The organism is Viridibacillus sp. FSL R5-0888 (assembly GCF_038009105.1).
GTDB lineage: Bacteria > Bacillota > Bacilli > Bacillales_A > Planococcaceae > Viridibacillus > Viridibacillus arenosi.
In genome coordinates this window covers 3,836,536-3,853,085 of record NZ_JBBPAU010000001.1, presented here as the reverse complement: position 1 = coordinate 3,853,085, position 16,550 = coordinate 3,836,536, and the positions used below count along the sequence as shown (strand labels likewise).

Genomic DNA, 16,550 nt, shown 5'->3' with positions numbered 1-16,550 from the left:
GGGAATATGTATAATGATCAAACTTGCAGCACTAGACACAGCGGTATTTGAAGCAATGGAAGCGGAAAAAGCACGTCAACAAGCCAATATTGAATTGATTGCATCAGAAAACATCGTTTCAGAAGCAGTGATGGAAGCACAAGGTTCAGTATTAACAAACAAATACGCTGAAGGCTATCCTGGCAAACGTTATTACGGTGGATGTGAACACGTGGATGTTGTTGAAAACATCGCACGTGACCGTCTAAAAGAAATTTTTGGCGCAGAATATGCTAACGTTCAACCACACTCAGGTGCACAAGCGAACATGGCCGTATATTTCACAATCCTTGAACAAGGCGATACTGTATTAGGTATGAACTTATCTCATGGTGGTCATTTAACTCATGGTAGCCCTGTAAACTTCTCAGGCGTACAATACAACTTCGTAGAGTATGGCGTAACAGAAGATACAAATGTAATTGACTATGAAGATGTTCGTCAAAAAGCGCTTGAGCATAAACCAAAATTAATCGTTGCAGGTGCATCTGCATACCCTCGTCAAATAGACTTTGCTAAATTCCGTGAAATCGCTGACGAAGTAGGTGCATACTTCATGGTAGACATGGCGCACATCGCAGGTCTAGTTGCTGCTGGTGAACATCCAAACCCAGTACCATATGCTGATTTCGTAACGTCTACAACACACAAAACTTTGCGTGGACCTCGTGGGGGACTTATTCTTTGTAAAGAAGAGTTTGGCAAAAAAATCGACAAATCGATCTTCCCAGGAATCCAAGGTGGTCCATTAATGCATGTCATCGCTGGTAAAGCGGTAGCGTTCGGTGAAGCACAACAACCAGAATTCAAAGAATACATTGGACAAGTTGTGAAAAACGCAAAAGTATTCGGTGAAGCACTTCAAGCTGAAGGCATTAATTTAGTATCAGGTGGAACAGATAACCATTTACTATTATTAGATGTTCGTTCTATGGGGTTAACTGGTAAAGTTGCAGAAGCATTACTTGATGAAGTACAAATTACAGCAAACAAAAATACAATTCCTTTCGAAACAGAAAGCCCATTCGTAACTTCAGGAGTTCGTGTTGGTACAGCTGCAGTTACTTCTCGTGGTTTCAAAGAAGATGATATGAAAGAAGTTGCTTCAATCATTGCATCTGTTCTTAAAAACCCAGAAGATGTAGCGATTAAAGCAGAAGCACAAAAGCGTGTTGCGGCATTAACTACTAAACACCCACTTTACGCATAATTTAATAGTTTAATAAACTATAATAATAGTCGAAGCTACTTTTGTTCATTCAAAAGTAGCTTTTTTAATATTCGATCTTAAAAAAGTAGAAATCACTTTTTTAAGATGAGAAGATTTTAAAATAGTTTAAGCAATTATGATAGAGCTAAAATCATACAGCTTTGAAACATCCTTGATGATTATTTAGTTGGCTTTTGATCATGAAACTATTTAAAGAATTCGACATTCAAGAAAAGTGAAGTATGTTGAAGCATTATTGATAATATATGTACCTAGTACTTTTGCAATTATCCGTATGATTATTTAATTAGCTAATAATCTCCTCATGTTATCGGTATCAGAAGGGGTTGAAACATTTCAAAGAATAGTGGTTTTATTAGTTTAGGTTGTATAATTGGACAGGGTTACTATTTTAATAAGCCATTAACACTAGAACAAGTTGACGAATTACTCGGCAAAATATAACAAATTAAAAAAACGCAACGGACTCATAGTCAAACTGCGTTTTTCTGGTATAATAGTCAAGATAAATAAAAGTAGGGAGAGGAACACTTTGGGTAAAGTATACGTATTTGACCATCCATTAATTCAACATAAGCTAACATACATTCGCGACAAAAATACAGGAACGAAAGAATTCCGTGAGCTTGTAGACGAAGTGGCAACTCTTATGGCATTTGAAATCACTCGTGATTTACCATTAGAAGAAATTGAAATTGATACACCAGTAACAACAGCTAAAACAAAAGTATTATCAGGTAAGAAGATAGCTATTGTTCCAATCTTACGTGCTGGTATCGGTATGGTAGACGGAGTATTAAAACTAATCCCTGCTGCAAAAGTAGGTCATATCGGATTATATCGTGATCCACAAACTTTAAAGCCAGTCGAGTATTATGCGAAACTTCCTGCTGATGTAGAAGAACGGGACTTCATCATCGTAGATCCGATGTTAGCAACAGGTGGTTCTGCAATTGAAGCAATTAACTCTTTGAAAAAACGTGGTGCTAAAAGTATTAAATTCATGTGCCTAATCGCAGCTCCAGAAGGTGTGAAAGCGATTCATGATGAACATCCAGAAATCGATATTTATATCGCTGCACTTGACGAAAAGTTAAATGACCATGGTTATATTATTCCTGGTTTAGGTGATGCTGGAGACCGTTTATTCGGTACAAAATAATGCGAAGGTGGTGCAAGGTCATTGCGTAAAAAATGGAAAGTGATGACTATTTTTGGAACAAGACCAGAGGCCATTAAAATGGCTCCCCTAGTTTTAGAATTACAAAAACATTCAGATCAAATCGAAACAATTGTGACAGTGACAGCTCAACATCGACAAATGCTCGATCAAGTGCTGGATACATTCAAAATTACGCCAGATTATGATTTGAACATCATGAAAGATCGCCAGACACTTGTCGATGTCACAACTAGAGGGTTAGAAGGTTTAGACCGAGTGATGAAACAAGCTAAACCGGACATCGTATTAGTTCATGGGGATACGACCACAACATTTATCGCAAGCCTCGCAGCCTTTTATAACCAGATTGCAATAGGTCACGTTGAAGCTGGACTACGAACAGGTGACAAATATTCCCCATATCCAGAAGAAATGAATCGTCAGCTTACTGGTATTATGGCAGATATTCATTTTGCACCAACAGAGCAGTCTAAACAAAACCTATTGAAAGAAAATAAAGCGAATAGCACGATTGTAGTTACAGGTAATACTGCAATTGATGCATTAAAAACAACTGTTAACACATCTTACAGTCATCCAGTGCTTGAACAAATTGGACAAGATCGTATGATTTTACTAACTGCACATCGAAGAGAAAATTTAGGCGAACCAATGCGCCATATGTTTAAGGCTATAAAAAGACTTTTAGTAGAGCATAGTGATATACAGGTTGTTTACCCCGTTCATATGAACCCAGCTGTACGCGAAATTGCCAATGAAATACTTGGAGACGAAGCGAAAGTTCATTTGATCGAACCACTTGAGGTTTTTGATTTCCATAATTTTGCTGCTAAATCATACATGATTTTAACAGACTCAGGTGGCGTACAAGAAGAAGCGCCTTCTCTAGGGAAGCCAGTTCTGGTTCTTCGTAATACGACAGAACGTCCCGAAGGAATTGAAGCAGGTACTTTGAAATTAGCAGGTACGGAAGAGGAAACTATTTATAGCTTAGCAAAAGAGCTTTTAATAGAAGAGAATACGTATAATGCTATGGCTCAAGCTTCAAATCCATATGGGGACGGATTTGCCTCAAAAAGAATTGTCGAAGCTTTACTGACCTATTTGGAAAAGTGAAATCAATAATTTAATGAATAGAAACTACCTTATGATTTGTTATAAGTAATTTGTAAGGTAGTTCTATTTCTGTCTATAAATAGATGAAAAACTAACTTAAGGCAATATTGTTGTAAATTTGTCGACAATTTGACAAGGTTACCACCTTTGTGAAGTTTTTCACTCTAACCAATTGACATGAAATATTCACTATTGTATGCTAACTAAGGGTAAGAATGATAAGGGTTCCTTAACTGTAAACAATCTACAATTACTTGAGTTATCAAGTTTCTACTAGATTTACAGTTTGGGCATAATTTGTAAATTTGTACGGTATTGTGCATCAATTTTGGTGTCCTTATATGCGGTGGTTCTCCATTAAAAGCTTATCTCTCACATTTAATATGGATTCCGATTCATCTCTTTATGAGAGTAGATTACGGCTTCCGCCCCGCAAGTAGTTTTAAATGACTACTTATCCGGCATCCAACCGGTGGTCAGCTATTACTTCCGTCATTCGAAAATAAGATTCAGGAGATCAAAGACCAATGCTAGAATTGCATCAGATTTTTGCTAAGCAGAAAAGAATGCTATTTTTTTTGCTCGCATTTTGTGCGTTAGGATGGGCTTTTACGCCATATCAAACAGTATTCGCTGGTCTCGCATTAGGTGCGCTTTTTGGTCATTATAACTTTTGGATTCTAGTCCGAAGAATGGAACGATTTGATCGCTCTATTAGCGAAGGAAAGAAAGTGGCATCACTAGGTTCGGCTTTTCGCTTTGCATCAGGTATTGCTGCAGTAGCGGTTGCTACCATGTTGCCAAAGTATTTTCATTTAATTAGCACGGTCATTGGGCTAATGATTCCGTACGTTCTGCTTTTAGTAGACAGGATCGTATTTCATGTAAAATACCAATAAGCGCATTTGAAAGAGAGGTGAATGCAAAGTGCAACATGAAAATCCACATTTTGAATTGTGGGGACTAGGATTTAACCCAGGTAATATTTTAATGTTAGTGGTAGCAGCGTTAATAGTTTTCTTAATAGCTTTCATTTCGACACGAAACTTAAAATTGAAACCAACAGGCATGCAAAACTTTATGGAGTGGGTTATGGACTTCGTAAAGAATATTATTGGCAGCAACATGGACTGGAAAACAGGTGGTAAGTTCCATATACTTGGAATCACGCTGATTATGTTCATCTTCGTTGCGAATATGCTTGGTCTTCCGTTCTCAGTCATAATTCATGGAGAATTATGGTGGAAATCACCAACAGCAGATCCAATCGTTACTATGACACTTGCCGTTATGATAATTGTATTATCTAACTACTATGGTGTTAAAGCGAAAGGATTCAAAGGGTATCTTGGAAGTTTCGCTCAACCGATGGCTTTCTTATTCCCATTGAAGATTATTGAAGAGTTCGCAAATACGTTAACTCTTGGTCTACGTCTTTACGGTAACATCTACGCAGGTGAGATCCTTTTAGGATTACTTGCAAGTATGGGGACGCTTTGGGGAGGATTAGGTTTCTTCGCAGCAGTAGTTCCAACAATGATTTGGCAAGGTTTCTCGATCTTTATCGGTGCAATCCAATCATTTATTTTCGTTATGTTAACAATGGTTTACATGTCTCACAAAGTGAGCGAAGACCATTAAGTATAAAATACTTAATTTAATAAGTTAAGTAGCTGACACACAAAAAACTTTATATTTCCAAGGAGGAAAAATTTCAATGGTAGGTTCAGTTGGTTTATTAGCAGCAGCAATCGCAATCGGTTTAGGTGCACTTGGTGCAGGTATTGGTAATGGTATGATCGTTTCAAAAACAGTAGAAGGTATCGCTCGCCAACCAGAAGCACGTGGCGTTCTTCAAACAACAATGTTCATCGGGGTAGCATTAGTTGAGGCCCTACCGATCATCGCTGTAGTAGTAGCTTTCATCGTAATGAACAAATAATCGTCTTTAATTGTTTTATAAAAAAATGGCGAAGAGACTTTTCGATAAAGGAAAACTTCGCCATTCCTTTATGTCTTTAAGGCATAATATTCCTTTAGACAATACATCTTACTAAGATTCAATCATATAAGATTTGAACTCTAAGCTCTTGAAGGGAGTGAAACAATCGTGTTTTTAGACTATCTAGTACTAGGAAATTCTGCTGAATTTATTAATGGTGGAGATATCCTTGTAACGTTAGCAGTTTTCATTATCCTAATGTTCGCTTTGAAAAAAGTGGCGTGGGGTCCATTGATGGGAATCATGCAACAACGTGAAGAATTAGTTGCTAGTGAAATCGAGTCAGCTGAAAAGAGCCGTCAAGAATCACAACAACTTTTAGAAGATCAACGTAGCCTTCTTAAAGAAGCGCGTGTAGAAGCACAAACGATTGTTGAAAACGCGAAGAAACAAGGCGACTTGCAAAAAGAAGAAATTATTTCTGCTGCTCGCGCTGAAGCATTGCGTTTGAAAGAATCAGCTGTGCGTGATATCGAGACTGAAAAAGAGAAAGCTATTGCTGCTGTTCGTGGAGAAGTGGTTTCACTATCTGTACTTGCTGCATCTAAAGTTCTTGAAAAACAAGTCTCAGTAGAAGAGAATCGTGCTCTAATTGAAGAAACGATTGCGAAGGCAGGGGAAACTCTATGAGTCAATCGACTGCAGCGAGTCGCTATGCCAAAGCATTGTTCCAATTGGCACAAGAAAAACAATTACTAACTGAAGTAAGTTCTGACTTACGTGAAGTGAAAGTTGTTTTCGAGGAGAACAAAGAGTTATTCCAACTTTTAGATTCTCCAAAATTAGAAGACAAAGAAAAGAAAGAACTTGTTTCTAAAGTATTTGCTTCTGTTCAACCAATCATTGTGAATGCAATTAAAGTCTTAATTGATAAAAAACGTATTCATGAAGTAGTAAGTGTGATTGAAGAGTTTATCCGTTTTGCTAATGATACGCAAGGCGTAGCAGATGCAATCGTATACACTACTCAGCCTCTTACAGAAGATGAAACACAACGCATTTCTACGGCATTCGCTCGTAAAGTGGGTAAAAATACACTTAATATTACAAACGAAATCGATCCATCTTTAATTGGTGGGGTTCGACTTCAAATCGGTAACCAAATTTTTGACAGTAGTATTTCACACAAACTAGCTGGCTTAAAACGTGCGTTAATCGGTTAATTATAAAGAATTTGAGAGGTGAGAAACATGGGCATCAAAGCTGAAGAAATCAGTGGACTTATTAAGCAGCAGATGGAGAATTACCAATCTGCAATGGAAGTTAGCGAGGTAGGTACAGTTATCACAGTTGGTGACGGTATCGCTCGTGCTCATGGCCTCGACAACGTCATGGCTGGAGAATTGCTTGAGTTCTCTACTGGTGTACTTGGTATGGCACAAAACTTGGAAGCGAACAACGTAGGTATCGTTATCCTTGGACCAACTAAAGGCATCAATGAAGGCGATGAAGTGCGTCGTACTGGCCGTATTATGGAAGTACCAGTTGGTGAAGAATTGATCGGTCGTGTTGTCAATTCACTAGGTCTTCCTGTTGATGGTTTAGGACCAATCAACACTACAAAATCTCGTCCAATCGAAAGCCCTGCTTTCGGAGTAATGGATCGTAAATCAGTACATGAACCATTACAAACAGGTATTAAAGCGATTGACGCATTAGTTCCAATCGGTCGTGGTCAACGTGAGTTAATCATCGGTGACCGTCAAACTGGTAAAACTGCTGTTGCAATCGATACAATTTTAAACCAAGCAGACCAAGATATGATTTGTATCTATGTTGCTATCGGTCAAAAAGAATCTACTGTACGTGGCGTAGTTGAAACACTTCGTCAACACGGTGCACTAGATTACTCAATCGTTGTAACTGCATCTGCATCTCAACCATCACCATTATTATACCTAGCTCCTTATGCTGGTATCTCAATGGCAGAAGAGTTCATGTTACAAGGTAAACATGTATTAATCGTATATGATGATTTATCTAAGCAAGCATCTGCTTATCGTGAACTTTCATTACTTCTTCGCCGTCCGCCAGGTCGTGAAGCATATCCAGGGGATGTATTCTACTTACACAGTCGCTTATTAGAACGTGCTGCTAAGTTGAACGAAAAATATGACTGTGGTTCAATCACAGCACTTCCATTCGTTGAAACACAAGCAGGGGATATCTCAGCTTATATTCCAACAAACGTAATTTCTATTACGGATGGACAAATTTTCTTACAATCTGACCTATTCCACTCAGGTGTACGTCCAGCGATTAACGCAGGTCTTTCTGTATCACGTGTAGGTGGTTCAGCTCAAATTAAAGCAATGAAAAAAGTTGCGGGTACACTACGTCTTGACTTAGCTGCATTCCGTGAGCTTGAATCATTCGCTCAATTTGGTTCTGACCTAGATAAAGCTACTTCAGCTAAATTAGAACGTGGTAAACGTACTGTAGAAGTTCTAAAACAAGATCTTCACAAACCTATTAAAGTTGAAAAACAAGTTACAATTCTATATGCACTAACAAAAGGATTCTTAGATGATATTCCTGTACAAGATATCGTTCGTTTCGAAAACGAATTATACGCTTGGTTAGATGCAAATGACGAAAGCCACAAAAACGTTTTAAATCATATCCGTACTACTCAAGGACTTCCATCTGATGAAGACATGGCAGAAACTTTAAATGCTTTCAAAAAAACTTTTGCTAAATCAGAATAAGATCTGATAGTTTTACGTCAATATAAAATAAACGGTAAGGTGGTGAAATACCAGTGGCATCATTACGCGACATAAAAAAACGTATCACATCGACTAAAAGCACAAGTCAAATCACGAAAGCGATGCAGATGGTTTCTTCTTCTAAAATGACACGTGCTGAAGCAAACGCTAAAGCTTACGTTCCATATATGGAGAAAATTCAGGATGTTGTAGCTGCAATTGCAGCAGGTACTCCAGACGGGTCACACCCGATGTTAGTATCTCGTCCAGTTAAGAAAACGGCTTATTTAGTTATTACTTCTGACCGTGGTCTTGCAGGTGGTTATAACAGTAACGTAATTCGTACTGCTAAAAACGCTATGGATGAACGACACAACTCTAAAGATGAGTTTGTTATCATCGCTATCGGCCGTATGGCAAGTGAATTCTTTGCGAAACGTGGATATAACGTAGTAGATGAAGAAATTGGTCTACCTGACCAACCTTTATTTGCTGACATTAAACAAATCGCTCGTAAGGCTGTTGGTATGTTCACTGATGGTACATATGATGAACTTTATATGTACTACAGCCACTTTGTCAGTGCCATTCAACATGAACCAACTGAGAAAAAGGTACTGCCAATTACAGACATCGCAGCATCAAGCACAACTGCATCTTATGAATTCGATCCATCTGGTGAAGCAATTCTTGAAGTATTGTTACCACAATACGCAGAGAGCTTAATTTATGGTGCGTTGCTCGACGGTAAAGCTAGTGAACATGCTTCACGTATGACAGCAATGAAGAGCGCAACCGATAATGCAAACGAACTTATTAGTTCATTAACACTTGTATATAACCGTGCACGACAAGCGGCAATTACACAAGAAATTACAGAAATCGTTGGTGGAGCTGCAGCCTTAGAATAGGCGCTCTCCAGCTTCTGTAATGCAAGTACGATAGGAGGGGAAAAGTATGAAAACAGGACACGTTCTTCAAGTAATGGGTGCCGTTGTTGACGTTCAATTCGACAACTCATCATTACCAGAAATTTACAACGCGCTTACTGTAGAAATTAAACGCCCTGGTGAAGAGCCTCAAACACTTACTCTTGAAGTAGCACTTCACCTAGGAGACAATGCTGTCCGCACGATTGCTATGTCATCTTCAGATGGCTTACAACGTGGCGCAGTAGTAACAGACCTTGGTGCTCCAATCTCAGTTCCAGTTGGTGACATCACTCTTGGACGTGTATTCAACGTACTTGGTGAAACAATCGATTTAGCGGAAGAAATTCCAACAACTGAACGCCGTGACCCAATTCACCGCGAAGCACCAACATTTGAAAACCTTTCAACTCAAGTTGAAATCCTTGAGACAGGTATCAAAGTAGTAGACTTATTAGCACCATATATTAAAGGTGGTAAAATCGGTCTATTCGGTGGTGCCGGTGTAGGTAAAACGGTACTAATCCAAGAACTTATTAACAACATCGCTCAAGGACACGGTGGTATCTCTGTATTCGCCGGTGTAGGTGAACGTACTCGTGAGGGTAACGATTTATTCTTCGAAATGAGCGACTCAGGCGTTATTAAGAAAACAGCAATGGTATTCGGTCAAATGAACGAGCCACCAGGCGCACGTATGCGTGTAGCTTTATCTGGTCTTACTATGGCTGAATATTTCCGTGATGAACAAGGTCAAGACGTACTTCTATTCATCGATAACATTTTCCGTTTCACTCAAGCAGGTTCTGAGGTTTCTGCGCTATTAGGTCGTATGCCTTCTGCCGTAGGTTACCAACCAACTCTTGCTACTGAAATGGGTCGTTTACAAGAACGTATTACGTCAACAAACAAAGGTTCTGTAACTTCTATCCAAGCGATCTATGTACCAGCCGATGACTATACTGACCCGGCTCCGGCTACAACTTTCGCCCACTTAGATGCAACTACTAACCTTGAGCGTAAACTTTCTGAAATGGGTATCTACCCAGCGGTTGATCCATTGGCTTCAACTTCTCGTGCACTATCACCAGATATCGTAGGTGTTGAACACTATGAAGTTGCTCGTCAAGTTCAACAAACTTTACAACGTTACAACGAATTACAAGATATCATCGCTATCCTAGGTATGGATGAATTATCTGATGAAGATAAATTAACAGTTGACCGCGCTCGTCGTATTCAATTCTTCTTATCTCAAAACTTCCACGTAGCGGAACAATTCACTGGTCAAAAAGGTTCTTATGTACCTGTTAAAGAAACTGTTAAAGGTTTCCGTGAAATTCTTGAAGGTAAATATGACAAATTACCAGAAGATGCATTCCGTCTAGTTGGTCGTATTGAAGAAGTTATCGAAAAAGCGAAAAGTATGGGTATTGAACTTTAATACTAGGGACGAGGAGGAAAAAATATGAAGACCATAACAGTCAACATTGTCACTCCCGACGGCCCAGTATACGATTCAGAAGTCAACATGGTGATTGCTAAAACTGTAACGGGTGAGATGGGTATTTTGCCTGGTCACATCCCTACAGTTGCGCCACTAGTAGTAGGTGCTGTACGTCTGGACTCAGACAAGCATACTGAATTAGTAGCAGTTAGCGGCGGTTTTGTTGAAATTCGTCCTGATAAAGTAACGATTTTAACTCCTTCAGCTGAAACAGCAAGCTCAATCGATCTTGCTCGTGCAAAAGAAGCGTTAAATCGTGCTGAACAGCGACTACAAAGTAAACAAGACGGCATTGATTTCAAGCGCGCTGAACTTGCACTTAAACGCGCTATGAACCGTATCAACGTTAAAGAGGGTAACATCTAAGCTTTATAAATAGAATTGCGGGCAGAATTTTTCTGCCCGCTTTTTTAAAAGGAGATGAGAAATGTGGATATAACAGCATCAATTGGTCAAAATGCACTAATTAGCATTATTTCACATATATTTTTTATAGGGATCTCATTCTATGCTTTACAAGCAATTATGTTTGAAAAAGTATTTAAAAAAAATCATGTTTTTCAAATACAGTTGCTATTTATTTTATTAAGTATCGCAATTGGGTCAACTGTTTCGAATTTTTTCCTAACATTTTCTGGATGGTCAAGTCAGCTTCCATATCTCTTTGAGTAACTTGTTTTATATGTAAAAACCAATTATAATATAATATTTTTTAGTTTATCCGTCATTTTGACAAGATTAGCTAAAATTTTTGAACTCTTACAGAGGGAACGCTTTCATTATTGCTAGATATTTGTTATGGTTGAATTTGTGAGAGCATATTATTATTTTTCCATATAGAATAATAATTACCCAGGAAATATTTTGTGGAAATTTGTTTTATTTTAATAGTAATTGGGTATATAAAATGGGCGTCCAGTTTTCTAAAATCAGACACCATTTGCGCAAACTTTGCGTAAAGTATAATGTCTATAGTTAATTGTTATCACTTAATTAAATAGTTTGTTGGATACTTGCCATTAGGCAAAAAAAAAGGTAACATGTTAAATGCTTTGTTTACTAATTATTGACATCATACAATAGAAATTTATCGACTGAAATATATAATAAATGGATACATGGGTTCGGAGGGACAAATGGTGGAGAAAATCATTGTTAAAGGCGGTAATACCTTAACTGGTAACGTTAGAGTTGAAGGGGCAAAAAATGCCGTATTACCTATATTGGCGGCTACATTACTTGCGTCAAAAGGAAAAAATATTATTAAAAATGTGCCAAATTTGGCCGATGTGTATACAATTGATGAAGTATTAAAAAGTTTAAATGTGGAATTATCATTTTCACCTGAAACAAATACAGTAGAAATTGATGCAACTAAACAATTATCATCTGAAGCACAATTTGAATATGTACGTAAAATGAGAGCTTCAATATTAGTAATGGGACCATTATTAGCACGTAATGGTTTTGCACGCGTAGCTATGCCGGGTGGTTGTGCAATCGGATCACGTCCAATTGATCAACATCTAAAAGGCTTTGAACTAATGGGTGCGAAGATTTCAATGGGACACGGCTATGTCGAAGCAACAACTGAAGGACGCTTACACGGAGCTAAAATTTACTTAGACTTCCCAAGTGTAGGTGCAACTGAGAATATCTTAACTGCTGCAGCTTTAGCAGATGGTACTACATTTATCGAAAATGCTGCTAAAGAGCCAGAAATAGTAGACTTAGCTAACTTTATTAATGAGATGGGTGGTAAAGTTGTTGGCGCTGGTACTGACACAATCCGTGTAGAGGGCGTTAAAGAACTATATGGTACAACTCATTATATTATTCCTGATCGTATAGAAGCTGGTACATTTATGGTAGCAGCGGCGATTACAGGTGGAGATGTACTAATTGAAAATGCCATTGCTGAACATATGACAGCACTTGTCGCGAAAATGCGTGAAATGGGTGTTGAAATTACAGAAGAAGGCGAAGGTTTACGTATTCGTTCAAACGGATCTTTAAAAGCTGTAGATATTAAAACAATGCCACATCCAGGGTTCCCAACAGATATGCAATCTCAATTGATGGCTTTAATGTTGAAAACAACTGGTACTGGTGTTATTACTGAAACAGTATTTGAAAATCGCTTTATGCACGTTGAAGAGTTCAGACGTATGAATGCTTCTGCGAAAATTGATGGTCGTTCTGTTATTATTGATGGCCCATGTGATTTACAAGGTGCTGAAGTTGCAGCGACAGATTTGCGAGCAGCAGCAGCACTAATTCTTGCAGGATTAGTAGCTGAAGGAATTACGCGTGTTTCTGAATTGCATCACTTAGATCGTGGATATGTTAACTTCCATAAAAAACTAGCTGCTTTAGGCGCTGATATTGAAAGAGTATCGACGATTGAAAAAGCATCTGTAGAATTTCAAACAAATTAATCTAGCATAATACTAAAACGTTTAAGAGCTTTGTTGCTCTTGAACGTTTTTTTCGTATAACGACGAATGCTCCAGCATAGTATGGCATATGAAAAAAATTCTACTAATACCCATCAGCCTTTTTATCGTCATCCTTTTGTTTGTGCTACCAATTGTTAGTATGCATTTTTATCCTAAAAATTTCACAAACGTATCTACTACGCAACAGACTCAGAAGAAACAACAAGAAACTGAGCCACCTTGTGAAGTTTACATTACTGTGGAAGGAATTAAAGACCCCCTACCTCTAGAACAATATATCGCTGGAGTAATTGCAGCTGAAATGCCCTCTAGCTTTCATGTAGAGGCGCTTAAAGCACAAGCTGTAGCTTCACGCACATTTGCCCTTAAAGTCACGGAGAATGGCCAGAAAGCGATAAAACCGAGTGTCCTCCATCAAGTCTTTGAGTCAAAACAACAAAGAAAGAAAAAATGGGGAGCGAATTTCAATAAGAACGAGAAAAAATTACAAAAAGCTGTAGCTACTACAGCAGGTGAAATTCTCACTTATAACGGTGAATTAATCACGGCAATGTTCTTTTCTACAAGCAATGGAAAAACAGAAAGCGCAGAAGAATACAGTGGACAAGATATTCCATATTTACAAACAGTTACTGTAGAAGGCGAAAAGGAATTGTCTCCAAATTATATTCAAAACACAGATTTCGCATTAACACAGTGGAATACCATCTTCAATTTCCAATGGTCAGCAGAACAACTAAACGCTATTAACCTAACTAGAAACAGCTCTAATCGTGTTCAAACGATGCAAGTGGGGAGTTATAGTTGGACAGGCAGGGAAATCCGAGAAAAGCTTAATATCCCTTCTACGGACTTCACAATCAATTGGAAACCAGCTCAAAATAAAGTCACTGTCACAACAGTAGGGTACGGCCACGGAGTAGGCATGAGCCAATACGGTGCGGAGGCTTTGGCGAGGGAGGGGGTCCATGCAAAGGACATCTTAAAGCACTTTTATAAGAAAGCTTCTATTACCTCCATAAAAAATAATAAAAACATATGTTTAAACTGAAGCGTTATTGTCTAGAATGACGTTGAGGTGATGACAATGAGGGAAGAAAACAGACCAAACCCTTCTCCGAAAAAAGGTAGTGTCACAACAAAGCGTTGGTTTTGGCCTACTATTTATGCAAGCTTTTCAATTCTGTTAGTAGGACTTGTTTGGGGATATAGTGCTTATACAAACTCAGACAATAACAACGCTACGAATTTAGCAAGTAAAGGCGAGACAGGCGCATCAGTTGAAACAAATGCTAAGGCAGAGTCTATGAAATACCCATTCCAACAGGATCTTTTAGATGAAGTAGCAATCGTACAAGACTTTTACGATGTCGAAGCAGATGAAAAAACGAGAGAAGGCGCATTGCTTGTGTTCAATCAAACTTTCACAACGAGCAACGGTATCTCACTTTCAGTTGATGGGAAACCATTTGAAGTATTGTCAGTGATGAGCGGTAATGTTGAGGAAGTGAAGATGGATCCATTCATCGGTAACGAAATCGTTATTGCACATCCAAACGGTACAACGACGAAATATAGCTCAGTAGGCGATATCAAAGTTAAAAAAGGTGACAAAGTTTCACAAGGACAAGTACTTGGTAAAACAATCGAAAACGAGTGGAATCCAACAGCGGGTAATCACTTATACTTCGAAGTTATGGAAGAAGGGGTTAATGTTAACCCTAAAAAACTCTTAGCTTTTTAAATTTAGCTGAATAATGTCATTTATCAACGAAATAAGGAATGCTTAGTTCTTAAAAGCTCCAAGCAAACATAAGTTGAAGAAACGTTCGTACATTGTGGAAAGGAAGAGAATGTGCACGAACATATTCGCAACCGCTGTTTGAAACTTGGGTTTATGTTGAAAGAAACGAGGCAAACCGTAAGAGCGATGGCACAAATTACAGGCTATTCAAAAAGCACTATTCATAAAGACTTAACAGAACGTCTCAATGAAGTAAATGAAGAGTTGGCCAAGGAAGTTAGTGAAATTCTTGCGTACCATAAATCGGTACGTCACATACGAGGTGGAGAGGCTACAAGGAAAAAATGGTTAGCCCGACAATCGACTATGGAGAAGGCATCGAAGTAGGCAATCTGCTTCGATGTCTTTTTACGTTATTAGGAAAATGAAAACGCGGATATAGATTGAAAGAAAACCTTTAACAAGCCGTTCATATAAGCTATCTCCATAAAATATGTAGATGTAATTTCCACCTTGATATGATAAAATATTCTAGATAATTACATATATAAAACGTACGATAAATGCTGTTATGTGAAGGAAGGGGAAAGTTCCATGTTTTCTAAGGATATTGGGATTGATTTAGGAACTGCTAATGTATTAATCCATGTTAAAGGTAAAGGAATCGTTTTAAATGAACCATCCGTTGTTGCGATAGATAAAAATACAAATAGAGTGCTTGCTGTTGGAGAAGAAGCACGTAAGATGGTAGGAAGAACACCAGGCAATATTATTGCGATTCGACCATTAAAAGACGGTGTAATTGCTGATTTTGATATAACAGAAGCGATGTTAAGACACTTTATAAGTAAATTAGACGTTAAAGGGTTTCTCTCAAAGCCTCGTATTTTAGTTTGTTGTCCAACAAATATTACAAGTGTAGAACAAAAGGCTATTCGTGAAGCAGCAGAGAAATCTGGTGGTCGTAATGTCTACTTAGAAGAAGAACCAAAAGTAGCTGCTATTGGAGCAGGAATGGATATTTTCCAACCAAGTGGGAATATGGTTGTTGATATTGGTGGAGGCACTACAGATGTTGCCGTACTATCAATGGGAGATATCGTTACTTCTGAATCCATTAAGGTTGCAGGAGATGTATTCGATAATGATATCTTACAATATATTAAAAAAGAATATAAATTACTAATTGGGGAACGTACAGCCGAATCAATCAAAATGACAATCGGTACTGTGTATGCTGGTAGCCGAGAAGATGAGATGGACATTCGAGGACGAGACATGGTGACAGGCTTACCAAGAACAATTACAATTGGTTCTGCTGAAATTGAAAAGTCTTTACGAGAATCCATTTCAATGATTGTACAAGCAGCTAAAAATGTATTAGAAAAAACACCTCCTGAACTATCAGCAGATATTATTGACCGCGGTATTATAATTACTGGTGGTGGGGCATTATTGCATGGACTTGACCAATTATTAACGGACGAGTTAAAAGTACCAGTAATCTCTGCAGAGAATCCGATGAACTGCGTTGCTGAAGGAACAGGCATTATGCTCAACAATATGGACAAAGTATCAAAACATATTTGATTTGTAGCCGAAATAAGGAAAGTATAGAAATCGCATATACTT

General features: G+C 38.2%; 18 protein-coding genes. All 18 read left to right on the top strand.

From position 1 onward, the window contains the following. The first annotated feature begins 13 nt into the window (after positions 1–13). The 18 genes from glyA to MKY02_RS19000 all read left to right on the top strand — a co-directional run bounded on the left by glyA (position 14) and on the right by MKY02_RS19000 (position 16,508). A complete protein-coding gene (gene glyA, locus MKY02_RS19085) occupies positions 14–1,249 on the top strand; it encodes a serine hydroxymethyltransferase (protein WP_038180046.1) in 1,236 nt (411 codons plus the stop codon). 553 nt (positions 1,250–1,802) lie between these two features. Next, positions 1,803–2,432: a uracil phosphoribosyltransferase gene (upp, locus tag MKY02_RS19080; protein ID WP_038180043.1), complete on the top strand. Its 630-nt coding sequence runs from the start codon at positions 1,803–1,805 to the stop codon at positions 2,430–2,432. 21 nt (positions 2,433–2,453) lie between these two features. Beyond that, positions 2,454–3,569, top strand: a complete 1,116-nt coding sequence (wecB, locus tag MKY02_RS19075) for a non-hydrolyzing UDP-N-acetylglucosamine 2-epimerase (protein ID WP_038180040.1) — start codon at positions 2,454–2,456, stop codon at positions 3,567–3,569. A 527-nt stretch (positions 3,570–4,096) separates the two neighbouring features. Further along, positions 4,097–4,468, top strand: a complete 372-nt coding sequence (locus MKY02_RS19070) for an ATP synthase subunit I (protein WP_038180038.1) — start codon at positions 4,097–4,099, stop codon at positions 4,466–4,468. A 28-nt stretch (positions 4,469–4,496) separates the two neighbouring features. Then, positions 4,497–5,210 (top strand): F0F1 ATP synthase subunit A, encoded by a 714-nt coding sequence (gene atpB / locus MKY02_RS19065; RefSeq protein WP_038180036.1) that lies wholly within the window; start codon positions 4,497–4,499, stop codon positions 5,208–5,210. A gap of 76 nt (positions 5,211–5,286) precedes the next feature. Then, on the top strand, positions 5,287–5,511 hold the full coding sequence (gene atpE, locus MKY02_RS19060) for a F0F1 ATP synthase subunit C (RefSeq protein ID WP_038180035.1): 225 nt from the start codon (positions 5,287–5,289) through the stop codon (positions 5,509–5,511). Positions 5,512–5,679: 168 nt separating this feature from the next. Further along, entirely contained in the window at positions 5,680–6,201 is a 522-nt protein-coding gene (gene atpF, locus MKY02_RS19055; RefSeq protein ID WP_038180034.1) for a F0F1 ATP synthase subunit B, read from the top strand. Beyond that, entirely contained in the window at positions 6,198–6,734 is a 537-nt protein-coding gene (locus MKY02_RS19050; protein ID WP_038180033.1) for a F0F1 ATP synthase subunit delta, read from the top strand. The genes atpF and MKY02_RS19050 overlap by 4 nt, the downstream gene beginning before the upstream one ends. A 27-nt stretch (positions 6,735–6,761) precedes the next feature. Then, the gene (gene atpA, locus MKY02_RS19045) at positions 6,762–8,279 is read left to right on the top strand and encodes a F0F1 ATP synthase subunit alpha (protein WP_038180032.1); all 1,518 of its coding nucleotides are present in this window, start codon (positions 6,762–6,764) and stop codon (positions 8,277–8,279) included. 53 nt (positions 8,280–8,332) lie between these two features. After that, positions 8,333–9,190, top strand: a complete 858-nt coding sequence (gene atpG / locus MKY02_RS19040; protein WP_038180030.1) for an ATP synthase F1 subunit gamma — start codon at positions 8,333–8,335, stop codon at positions 9,188–9,190. Between the two features lie 46 nt (positions 9,191–9,236). Next, complete coding sequence (gene atpD / locus MKY02_RS19035) at positions 9,237–10,652, top strand: F0F1 ATP synthase subunit beta (RefSeq protein ID WP_038180029.1); 1,416 nt, start codon at positions 9,237–9,239, stop codon at positions 10,650–10,652. Positions 10,653–10,676: 24 nt separating this feature from the next. Then, a complete protein-coding gene (locus MKY02_RS19030) occupies positions 10,677–11,081 on the top strand; it encodes a F0F1 ATP synthase subunit epsilon (RefSeq protein ID WP_038180026.1) in 405 nt (134 codons plus the stop codon). Between the two features lie 69 nt (positions 11,082–11,150). Next, entirely contained in the window at positions 11,151–11,387 is a 237-nt protein-coding gene (locus MKY02_RS19025; RefSeq protein WP_412104676.1) for a DUF1146 family protein, read from the top strand. 467 nt (positions 11,388–11,854) lie between these two features. Further along, positions 11,855–13,153, top strand: coding sequence for a UDP-N-acetylglucosamine 1-carboxyvinyltransferase (gene murA, locus MKY02_RS19020; protein ID WP_038180867.1), 1,299 nt, complete (start codon positions 11,855–11,857; stop codon positions 13,151–13,153). Positions 13,154–13,241: 88 nt separating this feature from the next. Continuing rightward, positions 13,242–14,225: a stage II sporulation protein D gene (spoIID, locus tag MKY02_RS19015; RefSeq protein ID WP_038180022.1), complete on the top strand. Its 984-nt coding sequence runs from the start codon at positions 13,242–13,244 to the stop codon at positions 14,223–14,225. A 36-nt stretch (positions 14,226–14,261) separates the two neighbouring features. Continuing rightward, entirely contained in the window at positions 14,262–14,918 is a 657-nt protein-coding gene (locus tag MKY02_RS19010; RefSeq protein WP_038180012.1) for a M23 family metallopeptidase, read from the top strand. Between the two features lie 111 nt (positions 14,919–15,029). Then, positions 15,030–15,305, top strand: a complete 276-nt coding sequence (locus MKY02_RS19005; protein ID WP_038180010.1) for a sporulation transcriptional regulator SpoIIID — start codon at positions 15,030–15,032, stop codon at positions 15,303–15,305. A 207-nt stretch (positions 15,306–15,512) separates the two neighbouring features. Then, entirely contained in the window at positions 15,513–16,508 is a 996-nt protein-coding gene (locus MKY02_RS19000) for a rod shape-determining protein (protein WP_038180007.1), read from the top strand. Positions 16,509–16,550: the final 42 nt, after the last annotated feature.